Here is a 17,006-nt window from a genome sequence, read left to right on the forward strand (position 1 = left end):
GGCCACCGCGGCCGGCTGCCTCGTCGCCATGGTCCTTCCGACGCTGCGTGGCGCCGGGACGTACGTCGCCGACATGGCGGCCCGATCCCGGCCGAACCGGGCCGCGAGCGTCCAACGTGCCAGCGTCGACCTGGTGCTCGTGGCGCTCGCCGTGCTCGCCTGGGTGCAGCTACGCCGGTACGCCTCCCCGCTGGCCGGCTCGGGTGGTCAGCTCGGGCTCGACCCGCTGCTGGTCGCCGCCCCGACGCTCGGCGTGCTGGCCGGTGCCGTACTGGCGTTGCGGGTGCTCCCGCCGCTCACCCGGTTCGCGGAGCGGTTCGTCGACCGACGTCCCTGGACCGCCACCATGTTCGGCATGTGGCAGGCCGGCCGGCGTCCCCACGCCGGCCCGGTGCTGCTGCTCGCCCTCGCCGTCGGCGGCAGCACCCTGGCCTGGTCGCTGATCAGCACCGGCGAGCGGTCCCAGGTCGAGCAGGCCGGCCACACTGTCGGCGCCGACCTCCGGGTGACCGAACGGACCGGAGGCGCCCCCCCGAACCGGGCCGGTGAACTCGCCGCGCTGCCGAGCGTGGACCGGGTACTGCCGGCGTGGCGCGACGAGATCCGGGTCGGACGGGAGAACCTGCCGGCGACCGTGATCGGTGTCGACCCGGCCAGCGCCCCGGGCGTCGTCCGGCTCGCCGACCGCCTCGGCGACGGATCGGCGTCGGAGCAGTACCAGCGCATGATCGATGAGCGCGGGGCCCCCGCCGGTGTCGAACTGCCCGCCGGGGCGCGTGAGATCACCGGCACGGTCCGTACCCCGGTGAGCAACGCCGCCCGGTCGCTGAAGGTCGCGGTGACGCTGCTGGTCACCACCCCCGACGGGCTTGCCCTGCGGCTGCCGGCGGCCAACGCCGACGGTGACGGCCGGGCCACCCGGTTCTCCGTACAACTGCCCGACCTGGGCGGTGCGCGACTGCGGCTGGCCGGGTTCGAAGCCGACGGCGGGCTGGCGGCCGGCAACGCCTACCGACTCCAGTTGGACGGGTTGGCGGTGGTCAACGGCGACGGCACGACCCGACCCGCCGAGCTGAGCGGCGGCTGGGCGCTGACGGCCCCCGGCGTGAACTCCACGCCGGTGCAGACCACCGGGGCCGGGTTCGCAGCGGTCCACGCCGTGGAGGTGATTCCCGGCGGGCAGTTCGCGTACCAGCCGCCCACCCGGTTCGCTGTCGTGGCGGGCGGAGACAACAAGCCCGTACCGGTGTTGATGACCTCCGGGGTCCGCAACGCGCTGAGCCTGCGCGTCGGCGACACCGTCGACCTGACCCTGTCCGGGGCGACGCTGCCGGTGCACCTGGTCGGCGAGCTGGACGCCGTGCCGGCCACCACCGGCGAAGGCGTCCTGCTGGACCTGCCGGCCGCTGTCGACGCGATGATCCGGAGCAGCGGCGCGGTGCGACCCGTACCGGAATGGTGGGTCGGCGCCGCCGACGCGAACGCCGCCGCCCAGGCTGTCAGCGCGCTCCCGGGCGTCACAGTGCTCAACCGGGAGGCGGCCATCGAGGCGGCCGCCGACGACCCGTATTGGCGCGGCTCGCGTACCGGCATGCTGGCCGCCGCGCTCGGCGCGGTGCTGCTCGCCCTCGTCGGCCTGATGGTGGACGTGTGGGCCACCGCCCGGCGTCGGCTCGGCGAGTTCGCGGTCCTGCACACCCTCGGCGCCACGCCCCGGCTGATGGCCCGGGCGCTGCTGGCCGAACAGACGTTCCTCGCCGGCATCGGCGTGGGCGTCGGGCTGTTACTCGGCACCGCGGTCGGCGCGACGATGGCCCCACTGGTCATCCTCACCCCGGCCGCCGGCCGGCCGACACCCCCGGCGGCGTTCGTGCTGCCCTGGGTGCCGATCGGTCTGACCGCTGTCGGTCTGCTGCTGGCGGCGCTCGCCTTCAGCGCGTTCATCGCCACCGGCATCCGTCAGCGGGTGGCGGCGGTACAGCTGCGAATCGGGGGAGAACGATGAGCGTCGGGGCGGCCGTCCGGCGGGTCCGGGCGTACGGGGGGCAGTTCCTGCTGCTGGCGGTGCTGACCCTGGTGGTCACGCTGCTGATCAGTGGAGTGCCCCGGCTGGTCAACCGGCTCGCCGAACAGGGGCTGCGAGCACAACTCAACAGCGAGCCGGCCGCCCGCCGGGACATCTCGTACACCACCAGCCTTGAGCCCGCGACGTCGCGGCGGACGGCGATGGGCGACGCCGCCGAACGGTTCGACGCCCTGGCCGCGGAGATGCCGCCGCCGGTGCGAACGGCTGTGACCGAGCGGTGGTACAGCGTCGAGACCGCCGAGGCCCGCGTGGTCGGACCGGACCTGGCGGCCCGCAACCTGCTGGTCGACATGGGCCTGCGGGCCATGCCCGACATACAGGGCGCCAGCACCCTCGTCGAGGGGGCGTGGCCGAGCGAGACCTACGTTCCCGACCGGCCGATCGAGGTGGCGCTCGACGTCGACGTGGCCCGCAAGCTCAACCTGCGCGCCGGCAGCCAACTGCGCATCGGCAACACCGATGACAAGGGCAGACTCATCAACGGTGTGCCGCTGGTGGTGACCGGGCTGTTCCGCCCCGTCGACCGCGCCAACGGCATCTGGGACGGGCTCCCACAGCTGCTGCGGATCATCGAACCGCAGGGTGACGGCCAGCCGTTCGTCATCGTCGGCGTCGTCGCGCAGTCGCCCCTCAACAAGCGGGCCGCGGAGGGCTGGCCGATCCAGTCCAACTGGCGGTACCGACTGGGCGTCGACCGGATCGACGCCCGCGAGCTGGACAAGATGATCGACGGCCTTCAGGTGATGCAGCGCAACCAGCCGACGGGGATCACCCTGACCCAGGGCGCCGACGTTCCGTTGCGCGCGTTCGCCGCCCAGATGGACGCCGTCCGGACCCTGCTCGCGGTGATCGCGGCTGGCGTCCTGGCCACCCTGGCGGGGCTCATCGTGCTCGCGGCCAGCCTCGCCATCAGACGACGTCGCTCGGAGTTCGCGCTGTTGCGCGCTCGGGGCGGCGGGGCCACCGCCGGCGCCCGGCGTAGCCTCGCCGAGTCGGTACTGGTGGTGCCGGTCGCCGCCGTGCTGGGCTGGTGGCTGGGCACCCTGTTCCCCGGTGCCCCGGACCCGACCACGCCGTACGTCATCGGCGTGACCGTGCTGGTCACGCTGGCACTGCCGTTGGCGACGCTGGCCGTACCGGCCGGCGGCGCGGGGCGCCGGGACCTGATCCGGGTGCGGCCGTCGGCCCGTCGGCTCACCGTCGAGGTCTCCCTGCTGCTCCTGGCCGGGCTCGCCGCGGTGCTGCTGCGTCGGCGTGGCCTGACCCTCGGCGAGGTGGACCCGCTGCTCGTGTCGGTGCCGGTGCTCCTCGCGGTCGCGGCGGCGGTGCTGGCGCTGCGCGCGTACCCCTGGCCGTTGTTGCTGGTCAGCCGGCTTGCCGCGCGGACCCGGGGCAGCGTGGCCTTCCTCGGCACGGCCCGCGCCGGCCGCGCGGCGGTCGCCGCCCCGCTGGTCGTGGTGGTGCTGGCGATCGGCACCGCGGCGTTCTGCGCGGTCGTGGCCGCCGGCGTCGACGCGAGCCGGGAACGGGCCGCCGCGCAGATCGTGCCCGCCGACGCGGTGATGCGCGGGGAGCGCTTCGCACCCGACACCATCGACGAGCTGGGCCGTCTGCCGGGGGTCCGGGCCGTCACCCGGGTGTTGTACGAGGACGATGAGCGGTTGGCGTCCGACGCTGTCGGCACCGACGCCTTCATCGGGCAGACGGACGTGCTGCTGGTCGACGGCCCGGGGTTGGACAAGGTGGCCCACGATTCCCAGGTGGACCTGTCGATTCCGGCCGCGCTGCGCACCGCCGGGCCCGGCCCGTTGCCGCTGCCGGCGATCGTCTCACCGGCGGTCGCCGCCGACCTGGCCAAGGCCGGGCTGGACGACTCCGCCTTCATCTCCGTGCAGGGCCAGCGGTACGAGTTCCGGGTGGCCGGCACGGAGGACGGTTTCCCGATGCTGGCGGCGAACGCCAGCCGGTTCGTGATCCTGCCCTGGCAGGCCCTGCCGACGCGTACCACCACACCCGTGCCGACCAGCCTGCTGATCGCCGGGGACTCGCTGGACGCCGAGGCGCTGCGCGTCGCCGGCGACCAGGGGCAGGAGCGCTACCAGCGGGACGGCACTGTCACCGGTCGGGAACGGATCATCGGGGTCATCGTCGACACCCGGGCGGACGTCCGCCGGGATCTCGGCGAGGGCGGGGCGAACGGGGTGCTGGCCTTCGGATTCGTGGCCGGCGCCGCCGGGGGCACAGTGCTCGGGCTGTTGGCCATCGCGTTCACCGTGTTGGCCGGCGCGCGGGCCCGGGGCCAGGTGCTGTCCCGGCTGCGCACCCTCGGCCTGTCCCGCCGGCAGTGGCGAGGGCTGTTGCTGGTCGAGTTGACCCCGCTGGTCGCGGTGTCGGTGCTGACCGGCGCGCTGGTCGGTGCGGTGCTGCCCCTGCTGCTCAACCCGGTGCTCGGCCTGTCCGCGTTCACCAGTGGCGTGCCGGTCCGGGTGGCTTTCGAGCCCAGCCTGGTCGCCGCGGTGCTCGCGCTCGGGGCGGTCGCCCTCGGCTTCGCGGTCGCCGTCGAAGCCCTGAACAACCGCCGGTTGCGCCTCGGAGAGGTGCTTCGGCTCGGAGAGGAGAGCTGAGATGACCGCTACCGCCCAGACTCCACTGGTGCCTGACCTGGCCGCCCTGCAACAGCGGGCAGCGCAACGCGCCGCCGAGCGGGCCGGCGGGCAGGACCGCCTACGCGGGCACATCGTCTGCGACGGCCTGGTGCGCATCTTCAAGACCGAGGGGGTGGAGGTGGTCGCCCTGCAGGGGCTCGACCTGGTCATCGACCGGGGTGAGCTGGTGGCGATCGTCGGTGCCTCCGGTTCGGGCAAGTCGACCCTGCTCAACATCCTCTCCGGCCTGGACACCCCGACCGCCGGGATCGCCCGGGTGGCCGACTACGACCTGCTCTCGCTCTCCGCGAAGCGACGGCTGAGCTACCGCCGGCAGTTGGTCGGGTTCGTCTGGCAGCAGACCGGCCGCAACCTGCTGCCGTACCTCAGCGCGCTGGAGAACGTCGAGCTGCCGATGCAGTTGGCCGGCAAGCGCAGCGGCAAGGCCCGCCGGGAGCGGGCCCGGGAACTGCTCGACCTGGTCGGTGTGGGCTACTGCGCAGACCGGCGCCCGGGGCAGCTCAGCGGCGGCGAACAGCAGCGGGTCGCGGTGGCGGTGGCGGTGGCCAACGACCCGGAGGTGCTCTTCGCCGACGAGCCGACCGGTGAGCTGGACGAGGCGACCGGCGCGGAGGTCTTCGCGGCGCTGCGCACCATCAACGCGGAACTGGGCGTGACCATCGTGGTCGTCACCCACGACCACGCCGTGGCCACACAGGTCCGCCGGACCGTCGCGATCCGCGACGGCCGGACCGCCTCCGAGGTACGCCGGACCGCGCGGATCGACGCGGACGGCAACACCGAACTGGTCAGCGAGGAGTACGCGGTGCTGGACCGCAACGGTCGGATGCAGCTGCCCGCCGCGTTCGTCGACGCGCTCTCGCTGAAGGAGCGGGTCCGGCTCGACCTGGAGCCGGACCATGTGCAGGTACGGCCCGGCAACCGGGCCTCGGACGAGCGGGGGGCGCGGGCATGAGCCGGCAGAACATGGTGGTGACCGGCGCGGCCGGCTTCGGCGGTGCACCCTCGGTGCACCCCGACGAGGTGGTCCGGGTCAGTGGGGTCAGCCGGACCTTCGGTCGTGGTGAGCACGCCGTGCACGCCGTGCGGGACGTGTCGTTCACTGCCAACCGGGGCGAGTTGGTCGCCATCCGAGGTCGGTCCGGGGCCGGCAAGACCACTCTGCTGAACCTGATCGGCGGGCTGGACCGGCCGGACACCGGCCAGGTGGTGGTGGCCGGGCACGAGGTCACCTCGGCCGGGGAGGCGGAGCTGCTGCGGCTGCGCCGGGGCACCGTCGGGTTCGTGTTCCAGACCTTCGGGCTGGTGCCGATCCTCTCCGCCGCCGAGAACGTGGGCGTGCCGTTGCGGCTGGCGCAGGTGCCGGCCGCGCAGCGGGAGGAGCGCGTGGCGGTGCTGCTGGAACTGGTCGGCCTGGGCGGGCACGCCGCGCAGCGCCCGTACGAGCTTTCCGGTGGCCAGCAGCAGCGGGTCGCGGTGGCCCGTGCGTTGGCCAACGAGCCGGACCTGCTCATCGCCGACGAACCAACCGGTCAGCTCGACTCGGAGACCGGCCGATCCATCATGGACCTGCTGCGCGCGGTGGTGCACGCCCGCGGCATGACGGCCCTGGTGGCCACGCACGACCCGGCCCTGATCGACCTCGCCGACCGGGTGCTCGTCCTGCGCGACGGCCGCCTGGTCGACGGCTGACCCCGCCGGAGGGCGGGCTGTCGACGGTGCCCCGCGACGGCCGGAGCCTACAACTGTGACGTAGGGCGCCGGCTCCCTTCGGGACGCTGGGCGGCCGATGGCGGTCCGCGCTCGCTTTGGAGCTGATGTCGTAAACGAATCGCCGGACGGGTGACTCGTCTGCGACATCAGCTCCAAAGCGTCCGTCCAGCAGTAGCGGAGGCCGCCCGAGACGTCAGCGCCGCTGGTCAGAGTGCGAGCTTCATGCCCTCGTGGCTGGCCTTGAAGCCAAGGCCCAGGTAGAAGCGGTGCGCGTCCTCGCGGGTCTTGTCGGTGGTGAGCTGCACCAGCGCGCAGCCACGCTGGCGAGCCTGGTCGATGGCCCAGGTCATCAGCTCCCGGCCCAGCCCCTGACCACGCTGGTCGGAGCGGACCCGGACCGACTCGATCAGGGACCGTTCGGCGCCGTGCCGACCGAGGCCGGGGATGTAGGTGATCTGCAGGCAGCCGACCATCTCGCCATCCTGCTCGGCCACGATGAGCTGGTTGCGCGGATCGGCGCTGATGTCCGCGAACGCCCTCTCGTACGCCTCGTCGACCTCGGTGAAGTCGCGGGCCTTGCCCAGGACGTCGTCGGCGAGCAGGGCGATGACGGCGGGCAGGTCATCCCGGACCGCCTCCCGGTAGGTCACGTCGCTCATGCCGGTGATCCTGGCACAGCGAAACCGGCGAATGGGCCTGTGCCGGTTGCGGGCAGCGGGCAGCATGGGGCGGCATGGAGCTAGTGCTACTGCCGTTCCGCTGGGTGTACCAGGCGTTGGTGTGGTTCGCCAACTCGCCCCGCACGCTGATCACCTCGTACCTGTTGATGATCGTGGTCGCCGGGGTCATCTACGGCGAGGTCGAGGATCGCAGCCCGGCCGACGCCGTCTGGTGGGCTGTGGTGACCGCCTCCACCGTCGGATACGGCGACATCTCGCCGACCACCTGGGCGGGCCGCACACTGGCCGCGCTGCTCATCTCGACAATGGTGCTGCTGGTCATCCCGCTGATCACCGCGCACTTCGCGAGCCGGCTCATCGTCGACGACAACGCCTTCGAGCATGAGGAGCAGGAGCAGCTCAAGGCCGACGTGCGCCGGATGCGGGCGCTGCTGGAGGAGTTGGCCGCCCGGCAGGGGATCGATCTGCCCCCACTGCCGCCGACCCAGCCGGTCAGCGGGCCGGGCAGCGCTGCCCCTCCGGTGGCACCGTCAGGTCGATCAGGTACGCGTCGACGGCGTTGGTGATGCAGGACGTCTGTGGGTACGCGGTGTGTCCCTCGCCCTCCCAGGTGAGCACCCGACCGACACCCAGCATCGAGGCGAGCCGCGGGGTCTGCTCGTACGGTGTCGCCGGGTCGCCGGTGGTGCCCACCACCACGATCGGCGGTGCGCCGTTCGCCTTCCCGGTCGGGTACGGGTCACGCCCGCCCGGCCATTCGACGCAGCTCAGCATGCCGACCGCCAACGCCGGCCCGAACAGCGGGTATTTTCCGCGCCACTCGGACTGCAACCGTCGGATCTGCTCCCGGCTCGGCTTCTCCGTCTCGTCGGCGCAGTTGATGGCCAGGTTGGCGTCGAACAGGTTCGAGTAGTGGCCGTCGTCCTCCCGGCCGGCGTACGCGTCGGCGAGTCGGAACACGTCCTTCGGGTCGCCCTCGGCAAGCTTGTCGATCGCCTGGGCCAGCTCCTGCCAGCCTGATTCGGTGTAGAGCGAGGAGATGACGGCGTAGAACACCCAGCCGGCGGTGGCCTCCCGCCCGTCGTCGCCGCGTACCGGGGAGACCTTGGCCTTGTCGATGGCCGAGGTGACAGCGGCGCGGGCGTCCGGGGCGATCGGGCAGCGGCCGGCGTTCGCCGCGCACCAGCGGGTGAAGTTGGAGAAGGCCCGTTCGAAGCCGCGGGCCTGGCTCTCCGAGCCCTCGACCAGTCGCTGCTGCGGGTCGACAGCGCCGTCGAGCACCAGCGCCCGCACCCGCTGCGGGTAGAGCTGGGCGTACGTGGCGCCGAGCAGGGTGCCGTACGAGTAGCCCAGGTAGGTGAGCTTGTCGTCGCCCACGGCGGCGCGTACCGCGTCCATGTCGCGGGCGGCCTGCTCGGTGCCGTACAGCGGCAACTGGTCGCCGTAGCGGTCGCCGCAGCCGCGCCCGATCCGCTGGCTCAGGCCGACGAAGCCGTCGAATGCCGACTGGCTCGTCGGGTCCGGGTCGAAACCGAAGCTGGCGTCCAGGTCGGCGTCGGAGATGCACTTGACCGGGCTGGACCGGGAGACCCCGCGCGGGTCGAAGCCGACGATGTCGAAGCGCTCGGTGATCGAGGCGGGCAGCCCGCCGAACTGGGAGCCGAAGGAGAGGTAGACGGCGGTGTCGACACCGGAACCGCCCGGACCGCCCGGGTTGATCACCAAGGAGCCCACCCGGTCGCGCTGCTTGGTGGACCGGGCGCGCAGCAGGGCGATCTCGAAGGTCTGCCCGGCGCCCGGGCCGGCGCTCGCCCCGCCGCCGGTTCCCCAGTCACGGGGCACCGCGATCCGGGTGCACTCGTAGCGCATGTTCGGTGCGCTCCGCCCGACCAACTCGTCGGGCACCTCCGGGCAGGGCCGCCAGTTCGGTGCGCTGCCGGTCGGGGCGGCCGCGCCCTCCACCTCGGTGCGCGGCGCGAACGCCGGCAGCGTGCAACCGGCGGTGAGCAGCGCGGCGACGACGAAGGCGGCCAGAGTGCGACGGACCCGGCGGCTGGACGCCATCCGAGGCTGGTCGGCGGTGCGGGTCACGTGGTCCTCCGGAATCGGGTCGACGGCCAGGCTACGCCGAGCCGGTGGCGGCTCGGTCCACGGTGGCCGCCGGGTCGCCGCGCAACACCTGGTCCACGTCGAAGCGGATCGGCCGGTCGAGCTGGTCGTAGCGGCAGGATCGGGGGTCGCGGTCCGGGCGCCACCGAACGAACTGCGCGGTGTGCCGGAACCGCTCGCCCTCCATGGCGTCGTAGCCCACCTCGACCACCAACTCGGGGCGCACCGGCTCCCACTCCAGGTTCTTCGTGCCGGTCCACCGGCTGACCCCACCGGGGATGCGTTGGCCACGCTCGTGGTCGCCGTGCACCCACGGGTGCTCGCCGCCGGTGTCCCGATAGGGCGCCAACTCGTCGAGCAACTCGGCGCGGCGGGTCATGCTGAACGACGCGCTCACGCCCACGTGGTGCAGGACCCCGGCGTCGTCGTACAGGCCGAGCAGCAGCGAGCCCACCACTGGGCCGGACTTGTGCCAGCGGAAGCCGGCCACCACCGCGTCCGCGGTGCGGGCATGCTTGACCTTGAACATCAGTCGCTTGCCCGGCTCGTACGGCAGGTCGGCCGGCTTGACGATCAAACCGTCCAGCCCGGCGCCCTCGAAGACGTCGAACCAGCGCCGCGCGGTGTCCGGGTCGGTGGTGACCTGGGTGACGTGCACCGGCGGGCGCACCCCGGCCAGCGCCTCGACCAGCCGCTCCCGGCGGCGCGGGTAGGGCTGGTCGAGCAGGGCCTCGTCACCGATCGCCAGCAGGTCGAACGCGACGAAGTCGGCCGGGGTGGTCTCGGCCAGCATCTTCACCCGGGACGCGGCCGGGTGGACGCGCTGGGCCAGCAGCTCGAAATCCAGCCGGGGCTGGCCGCTCGGCCCGTCGCGTCGAATCACGATCAACTCCCCGTCGACAGCGCAGCGCTCCGGCAACTGCCGGCGGGCCTGCTCGACCACCTCGGGGAAGTAGCGGGTCATCGACTTGCCGCCCCGGCTGGCCAACTCGACCTCGTCGCCGTCGCGGAACACGATGCACCGGTCTGTTGACTGAACTCCGGCCCGGACGGTGATCGCCACGGAGCACGTTGGTCGGTTGGTGAAGGTCCTTTCGTAAGGTGGCCCATGCTTAACGACACGGAGATTACGTACACTCTGTTTCCTCACTGTGCGTCAGCGTCCCGTGATCCTGGACCGGGAACCACGAGTTCCGTCCACTGAGCCAACTCCGCCATGAACAAGCGCAGGCTCTGGCAGGCGCGATCGATCGACGCGATTTACACGAGCCCGACGCTGCGCTGTCGGCAGACCATGGAACCGCTGTCCGCGAAATCCGGGCTGTCATTGAGCGAGCGTCCAGAGCTCTACGAGCCGGCCAGCTTCGGCGAGACCAGCGAGTGGGCTCCGGGGTGTACGCACCGATGGGTGAAGCGGTCGGTGGTGCTTGGACTGCTGGTAGAGCACTGGGCGCAATGACAAAGCTGGGTGCGGCCCAATCGGGTGGCAACGTCGTCCTCTGCTCGCTTGGTGACGTCATCCCGGTGCTTCTGTCCTCGTTCGCGGGCGTCTTCAAACTCTGCTGGCCCCGGTGTTGGACCACGGCGGCTGGCACAGGTTGCACTTTACCGCCGCGCGACTCACGATGACCGTTCATCCCGGACTGCGCCCATACTGCTGGTGTTGCCGTCGCGTTGCCCTTCGACGGCAACCTGCGGCAGGATCTTGGGCGCTAAGATATGGTCTTTCGCCTTCCAGTGCCGGGGTGTCATACCCCTGGTTACCCGGTCGTGGCGTTAATTTCGCCAACTCCTCTCCGGCTGATCCTCTAGAGGGCTCTCGGCAAACGCCGGGTCTCCCTCTGCTGCACGGGCGACGCAGTCGGCCCAGCGGTCTATGAACGCGTTTCCAACAGCGGATGCCGGTGGCTCTCGGACTTCCTGGAATGCCCAGCCAGCGACCTTGAGCTGCCACGGCGCGACTGCCCGAGACACGGCCACACTGATCGATTGGGTCAACGCCTACTGGGACGCCAGGGGCTTTGGCTAGCGCATCCCACCGGACCCGCACGGCCCGGTCGCCGCGTCTCGTTTCCGGCGTACGCTGGCCTGGCACATCGTCCGCCGCCGCGCGGCCTCGTCGCCGGCGCGATCCCCTATGGCCACCTGCACCTGCACCTGCACCTGCACCTGCACCTGCACCTGCAGCTGCGGCCAATGCTCGGTGGTGTGCGTGTCGAGCGCCGGCGCAGGTGGTGCTGCACCGATTCGGGCGGTTGTTCGGCACGGACCCATCCTGCCGTTCCGCTGCCATCAACGGCTTTGAACTTGGACCTACGGGTTCCGAACCGGAGTGCACGAAGGGCCCGCTCGCGGCGGGCCCTAAGGCGGGCGCGGGAGCCCAGGCTCGAGCGTCCTGCGCCTTCCACGCTAGCAGCAGCTTCGCTGAAACGAGTATGAGACGGCACTTATACGCTCGCGGTTCGCAGGAGGGCGTCGATGGCCGCACGAAGGTCAACGATGCTGGCAGGCTTCCGGGCGCTCGACGCGGAAGAACCTGCCGCATCGCTCGCGCTGGGTGCTGGAGTACGTCGTGGCGGGCGTCCGAGCATCTCGTGAGCGATCCGGCTGACGATGTCCCGCAGTTTTCCGCTAGGTCGTCAGGCATGTGCCGGATTTGACAGAGCATGGTGGATCATCATGCTGCGAGTACTGCTGGCCCGAGGCGCCGAAGCACGCAGCCCGTGCCGGCCAGGACGCCAACGATGAAACCGCTGGCACCTCCCCTGATCCTCCCTGATCTCCGGGTGCCGCTACTGCTGGGATCAGCGGCCAGGGATGTCAAGCGTCGTCTGGACCTCGAAATCAACTGGGCACCTGAACTCCGAGCCACGTCCGCCTTCAAGTTCGGCGATCGTCCAGTCCGTGGCGCAGTCGGCTACCTGACGGGATGCAGTGACCACGGCAACCTGTGCATGCTCTGCCGCCGACTCAAGCCTTTCCAACGTCGAGCGAACTACGTTCATGTCGTGGAACCTGCCAAACAGTCCGTCGATCAGCAGGAAGGTCGGCTCTACGCGGGCGTGGTGGCGGGCGTGTGCACTGGCCAACTCGACTAGCAGTTGAGCGCTTAGCAAGGCAGGAAGATGACTTGGTCGTGTCTCTCGAATGAGGCGTCCTTGAAGATTCAAGACCCATTCGACACGGTCCCCAACAATCTGGATCTCCCGGATCACATCGCTCGCCTCCGGAAGCAAGCGCAGCAGAGCTTTTGTGGACGCGATGTTCAGATCTAACATCTGAGCCAGGCTGGCGATGTGCTCTAGCGAATCACCTGTGTCGAGCGACAGCAGGATCGTTTTGTAAGGTCTGGCAACATAGGGCACCGATCGTCCGTCCAGAACATGGCTCACCTCGCCGGCCCGCCCGCTCGTGGCTACATCGTGGTTGTTGGGATCGAACCACTTAACTGCAATGTCGACGTCCTGACGACGAGACATCTTGGCGACGTGGTCTGGATGGGAGACGCTTGCGATGAGGCGAGTGAGTACAGATTTTCCGCTAGCGTTGGGGCCCGTAATGATGTTACGCATACCGAGGTTGAACGTTCTTCCCGCCAAGGAGGCTGGTGCCGAATCAATCCTAATCAGCTCGACGAGCCCGTAGCTATCCGAGGCCACGCCGGTGACCTCTGCGCCCTTCCGGGCCTCATGGAGTCGCTTCCAAGCTTTGAGCTGCGTTGCGGAATAAAGGCTTCCCGACTCCGAGTCGATCGCCTTGCCGTGCGTATAGCAGCACCAGATGCCGTTCTCTGGCTCGCTCCTCTCGGCAGGAGAGAGGCCGCCGGTCCCGCGGGGCCCATTCGGCGCGGCGGCAAAAATGTGCGCGGCCATTCCTGTGCGGACTGTCGCGCTACCGTCGGGCGCGGGACCGATGGTGAGACGACCACAGTTCAGTACTGAGCATTGATAGCCAGCTCTTTCGGCAATAATCTTGCGAACTGCTGGCGGAAAGTCGGCCCGACGACTCATCTCTTCAAGGTCCCCAAATTAGAAACTTCCCCACTGGTCGGCCTTCCGGAGAAGGCGAGGTTTCAGCCGGTTCGCCTAACTATCCATTGACCCACCGGCGGCTGACCTTCGCGATCCAGAGTAGACGCGGGCGAGGAATCTGACGAGCCCATCGAAGCCTCACATGGTGGACCGCGAGGGGAAGCGGCGGGCCGCGTCGGGTGTACCGCAAATGCCTGAGGGTATCGTGCTGAGGTCACCGCCGAAGAGCTCGTCTTCGGCACGGTCCCATCGCAGTCATCGTGCCCGAGCCTGAGCCCGAGGTGAACGTCGGTGTGCGACGATCCGTCGCCGGATTCGCGAGCCTGGTCGGGGTGCCGGTTTACCGACCGCATCAGATTTACCTGACTCGGGTCGGACAGCAGCCGCAGCGCCAGGCCGAGAATCTGCGCGCTCTCCAAAAGTCCATGATCTCCAGAGAACCTCGGTGGCTGCCCGGATTGCCTATCCGCAGCATCCCCCATGAGCACACGCTCGGAGAGGCAACGCACCTTGAGCATGTCAAGAAGGGGCGAGGGTCGGCCCGTGAAAGCGTGCCAGCGGGTTCTTGACACGTCGGCGTCCTCAAGGCCATGTCATCGAGGCACCGACCGAGAGGGCTGGGCGGGAAGGTGCTCGGGGCGGCGGGACGTTGGGGGCGGTCCCGCTTTGGCGCGAAAGGCGGCCTGATCGCAAACAGGCCACCGGGAGCGTCGGATGACGGACCGTCATCGCGTACCCGTGCTCACCCTTCCCCGTCGAGATCTTTCAGCCAGGCAAGAACAGCCATCGATCGGTCGAGGTGAGGCTGAAAGACAGCGGGCCATCGGGCGGCCAACTCCCGGTAGGCCTCGACGGCTTCCTCGATCGCGGCCAGGCCGTCCTCCCGCCGGCCCAGCGCACCCAGATCGACGGAGAGGTTGTTCAACGACGCGGCCAGGTCGGGCAGGAACGCTTCCGGGCGGGCCGCGGCCAACTGCCGGCGGATGGTGACGGCTTCCTTGCTGGCGGCCAGCCCGTCTTCCCGCCGACCCAGCGCACCCAGATCGACGGAGAGGTTGTTCAACGATGTGGCCAGGTCGGGCAGGAACGCTTCCGGGCGGGCCGCGGCCAACTGCCGGCGGATGGTGACGGCTTCCTTGCTGGCGGCCAGCCCGTCTTCCCGCCGACCCAGCGCACCCAGATCGACGGAGAGGTTGTTCAACGATGTGGCCAGGTCGGGCAGGAATGCGTCCGGGTCGTTGGTGACGTGGTGGCGGTACTCGTCGACGAGGCGTTGGGTGAGTTCGCCGGCCAATTCGGCCAGATTGTGGCTGACCGCGGGAAGCCGGTCGGACATGGCGGTCAATTCGTCGATGCTGGTTTGTGGATCGGCGGTCAACTGCCGCAGCGCGCTGACGAGCGGGCCGGGGAACTCGACCTTGGTGGTGACGTCGATCGCTGGTCCGGCGAGTAGGTGGGGGTAGCGCAGGACCAGATCGGTTAATGGCTTGTCGAGGGCTCGGTTGAAGGCCGCTTGGGCTGCGGCCCGGGTATACACGGTGATCAGCTGGCGGCGCTGAACCGCAGTGGCCGCCGACAGCAGCGGGTCGGGCAGTTGGGGGTGTTCTTGCAGGTGCAGGCCGGTGACCCGTTCGGCGAGCCGGTCGGGTTGCAGGCTGCTCCACCGGCAATTGCCGCCGTCAACCGGTGGCGGGTATAGACGGCCGATCCAGGCCTGGACCCGGTCGCGGCGGTCGCGGCTCTGATCGGCCAGAGAGGGCAGCTGCCGCAGCAGGGCGTCGGCGTGCTCGTGGTCGTCGGCGCCGAATAGGATCGCGATGCTCAGGGCGTCGATAAGAGTCTTCTTGCCGAACAGGTCTGGGAACAGGTGCTCGGCGCGGGCGGTGGCCCACCACCAGCGGTGTTCGTGGTCTAGCAGCCGGTCCTCAACCGGCCTGCCCGCCCGGTCCTGTGGAACACCGGCGGCCAGGGCGGTGTCAAGCAGATCGGCCAGAGCCGTCATCTGGACCGTCAGCACGGAGACCGGCCCGCTGCTGGCAACCCGGGTGCCGTCTTGGGCGAGCCGAGCGGCTATGTCGGGCCAGTCGTTGCCTCGGTGGGCCGGCAGCGCGGCCAGAGCTACGGCGAGGTCGGCGACGGCCTGCCGGTAGGCGCCCGGTTCGGGGTCAAGGACCGGCAGGAGGGTGGTGCGGGCGGTGTCGAAAAGGTGTTCGCTGTGCCGATCTGCGGCAGACAACGCGCTCCACCAGTCACCGGCGGTGCGGGCCAGCAGCAACACCCGAACCTGGGTCGCCCCACTGTGCCCGGTACAAGCGCGTAACACCTCGGCGAGTTGCCCGGTGCGGGTCTCGGCGTAGTCAACGACGACCAACAGTGGCACCGTGACCTCAGCGAGGACCTCCAACAGGGATCCCCTGACGTTGCCGCGCAGCCACAGCGTTGCCCACCGCCGCGCGGACAACCTGCGGGCCAACTCCACCCCGAGGCGGGTCTTGCCCTGCCCCCCGCTGGCGTGCCACAACCACATCCCGAATCCGTCGTCACCGGCACACCACTCCAGCAACTTGTCCAGGATCAGCTCACGGCCGCGGAACCCGACGACCTGCGCCTGCGCTGTCAGCAGCGCAGCCGGGGACTGCCCACGCACCGCGGTGGGCTCTGCCAGCTCGCGTAACTCCACCGGGTCCAGCATCGTGTCGGCCAGGCCGTGCCCTGCCAGCACCTGCCTCACCCGCGGGTCGCGGACCAGTAGCGACATTGGCACGGCGGTCAGATGACCGTGCCCGCCGCCGGCTACATCGGCGACGGCGACCCCGACCAGCAGCGGTCCGCAGAACAGGCCACCACCTGACAACCCCGCCCACGGTGAACCCTCAGAGGTGGGAGGCTCACCGTCCAGGGCTAGTACGTACTGGTCGGCCACGACCCGGCTGCCCGGATTGATCGTGCCGGTGACCCCCCACGTGTCGGCGTGCCCGTCGGGCTGCGCCCAGTCAGGAAATCCCCGCGCATGTGCGAAGGCCGGTCGGTCGGTGACCAGCCGCCCCCAACGCGGTGCCCGACCGGCTGGCGCGACCCAGTCTGGGTCGACGACCTGCACTATGGCCGCGTCGTCGCGCCCGCGCGCCGTGCCCCGCCACACCACCTGCGCGGTGAACGTGCGCGGACTGCCCGCCGGGAACACTTGCACCGACTGCCCGACCTCGACGGTGGCGTGCGCGGAGGTCAGCACCAGCCGATCCGCGATCACATACCCCGACCCTCGCGACGGCCCGCCCGAGACCGACACCACCCGCTGAGCGTTCACCCCCGCACCGGGCGACCGGTCGTCCGGTCGAGTCCCAGGGTCAGCGCCCGACATGCCCGGACACATCACCCGGCCCAAAACCCTCAGCGTCAGCAGCGATCAACAGGTCACCGCCGCCGGGGTCTTTCGGGGTCACCGTCACCTTCACCTTGTGCGTACGCCCCCGTGACACACCCGCCTGCACCTCCGCTGAGCCCAACACCCACGCCTTGAACCCCGCCTTCGCCTTCGCATCAGCGCGCAGCTCGACGATGAACTCCATCTCTATCGGCCCCACCACGAACCCGACCGGCTGCCCCCGACCACGCCACGCCGCCTCCACCAACTCCTCCCGCACCGCTGCCACCGCGTCCGCGAGCTCGATATCCACCCTCATCCGCCCTTCGACGACCGGGCAGCATCACCCGGAGCACG

General features: G+C 70.3%; 11 protein-coding genes and 1 pseudogene. 6 read left to right on the top strand and 6 right to left on the bottom strand.

What is annotated here, in order from left to right:
- The 4 genes from KBX08_RS11370 to KBX08_RS11385 all read left to right on the top strand — a co-directional run.
- Positions 1–2,005: FtsX-like permease family protein (locus KBX08_RS11370; protein WP_210783113.1), on the top strand; the 2,005-nt coding region annotated here is incomplete at its 5' end.
- A complete protein-coding gene (locus KBX08_RS11375; RefSeq protein WP_210783115.1) occupies positions 2,002–4,710 on the top strand; it encodes an FtsX-like permease family protein in 2,709 nt (902 codons plus the stop codon). The genes KBX08_RS11370 and KBX08_RS11375, both read left to right, overlap by 4 nt.
- 1 nt (position 4,711) lies before the next feature.
- Positions 4,712–5,707, top strand: coding sequence for an ABC transporter ATP-binding protein (locus KBX08_RS11380; RefSeq protein ID WP_210783117.1), 996 nt, complete (start codon positions 4,712–4,714; stop codon positions 5,705–5,707).
- Positions 5,708–5,718: 11 nt separating this feature from the next.
- Complete coding sequence (locus tag KBX08_RS11385; protein ID WP_210783249.1) at positions 5,719–6,444, top strand: ABC transporter ATP-binding protein; 726 nt, start codon at positions 5,719–5,721, stop codon at positions 6,442–6,444.
- 227 nt (positions 6,445–6,671) lie between these two features.
- Here the strand turns inward: KBX08_RS11385 and KBX08_RS11390 are convergent, their stop codons facing one another.
- Positions 6,672–7,124: a GNAT family N-acetyltransferase gene (locus KBX08_RS11390; protein WP_210783119.1), complete on the bottom strand. Its 453-nt coding sequence runs from the start codon at positions 7,122–7,124 to the stop codon at positions 6,672–6,674.
- A gap of 74 nt (positions 7,125–7,198) precedes the next feature.
- On the opposite strand from KBX08_RS11390, the gene KBX08_RS11395 reads away from it, so the two are divergent.
- A complete protein-coding gene (locus KBX08_RS11395) occupies positions 7,199–7,711 on the top strand; it encodes an ion channel (RefSeq protein ID WP_210783121.1) in 513 nt (170 codons plus the stop codon).
- Here KBX08_RS11395 and KBX08_RS11400 read toward each other — a convergent pair.
- Together KBX08_RS11400 and KBX08_RS11405 are read right to left on the bottom strand one after the other, a co-directional pair.
- Positions 7,638–9,209, bottom strand: a complete 1,572-nt coding sequence (locus tag KBX08_RS11400; RefSeq protein WP_210783252.1) for an alpha/beta hydrolase — start codon at positions 9,207–9,209, stop codon at positions 7,638–7,640. The two genes, KBX08_RS11395 and KBX08_RS11400, sit on opposite strands and share 74 nt — an antisense overlap.
- A gap of 58 nt (positions 9,210–9,267) precedes the next feature.
- Positions 9,268–10,278, bottom strand: a pseudogene (locus KBX08_RS11405) (ATP-dependent DNA ligase); the annotation flags it as partial.
- A 192-nt stretch (positions 10,279–10,470) separates the two neighbouring features.
- Between KBX08_RS11405 and KBX08_RS11410 the strand changes: the two are divergent.
- On the top strand, positions 10,471–10,713 hold the full coding sequence (locus KBX08_RS11410; RefSeq protein ID WP_210783123.1) for a histidine phosphatase family protein: 243 nt from the start codon (positions 10,471–10,473) through the stop codon (positions 10,711–10,713).
- A 1,345-nt stretch (positions 10,714–12,058) separates the two neighbouring features.
- Here the strand turns inward: KBX08_RS11410 and KBX08_RS11415 are convergent.
- The 3 genes from KBX08_RS11415 to KBX08_RS11425 all read right to left on the bottom strand — a co-directional run bounded on the left by KBX08_RS11415 (position 12,059) and on the right by KBX08_RS11425 (position 16,962).
- On the bottom strand, positions 12,059–13,264 hold the full coding sequence (locus tag KBX08_RS11415) for a hypothetical protein (protein WP_210783126.1): 1,206 nt from the start codon (positions 13,262–13,264) through the stop codon (positions 12,059–12,061).
- Between the two features lie 763 nt (positions 13,265–14,027).
- The gene (locus KBX08_RS34675) at positions 14,028–16,535 is read right to left on the bottom strand and encodes a tetratricopeptide repeat protein (RefSeq protein ID WP_210783128.1); all 2,508 of its coding nucleotides are present in this window, start codon (positions 16,533–16,535) and stop codon (positions 14,028–14,030) included.
- A gap of 97 nt (positions 16,536–16,632) precedes the next feature.
- On the bottom strand, positions 16,633–16,962 hold the full coding sequence (locus KBX08_RS11425) for a trypco2 family protein (protein ID WP_210783130.1): 330 nt from the start codon (positions 16,960–16,962) through the stop codon (positions 16,633–16,635).
- Positions 16,963–17,006: the final 44 nt, after the last annotated feature.

Origin of the sequence: Micromonospora sp. H61, assembly GCF_018070325.1 — a bacterium.
Classification (GTDB): domain Bacteria; phylum Actinomycetota; class Actinomycetes; order Mycobacteriales; family Micromonosporaceae; genus Micromonospora; species Micromonospora salmantinae.

Bases quoted from the DNA above. Each gene is read 5' to 3' on its own strand.
- KBX08_RS11390 (WP_210783119.1), bottom strand. From the start codon at position 7,124: ATGAGCGACGTGACCTACCGGGAGGCGGTCCGGGATGACCTGCCCGCC.
- KBX08_RS11375 (WP_210783115.1), top strand. From the start codon at position 2,002: ATGAGCGTCGGGGCGGCCGTCCGGCGGGTCCGGGCGTACGGGGGGCAG.
- KBX08_RS11400 (WP_210783252.1), bottom strand. From the start codon at position 9,209: ATGGCGTCCAGCCGCCGGGTCCGTCGCACTCTGGCCGCCTTCGTCGTC.
- KBX08_RS11415 (WP_210783126.1), bottom strand. From the start codon at position 13,264: ATGAGTCGTCGGGCCGACTTTCCGCCAGCAGTTCGCAAGATTATTGCC.
- KBX08_RS11380 (WP_210783117.1), top strand. From the start codon at position 4,712: ATGACCGCTACCGCCCAGACTCCACTGGTGCCTGACCTGGCCGCCCTG.
- KBX08_RS11395 (WP_210783121.1), top strand. From the start codon at position 7,199: ATGGAGCTAGTGCTACTGCCGTTCCGCTGGGTGTACCAGGCGTTGGTG.
- KBX08_RS11385 (WP_210783249.1), top strand. From the start codon at position 5,719: ATGGTGGTGACCGGCGCGGCCGGCTTCGGCGGTGCACCCTCGGTGCAC.
- KBX08_RS11410 (WP_210783123.1), top strand. From the start codon at position 10,471: ATGAACAAGCGCAGGCTCTGGCAGGCGCGATCGATCGACGCGATTTAC.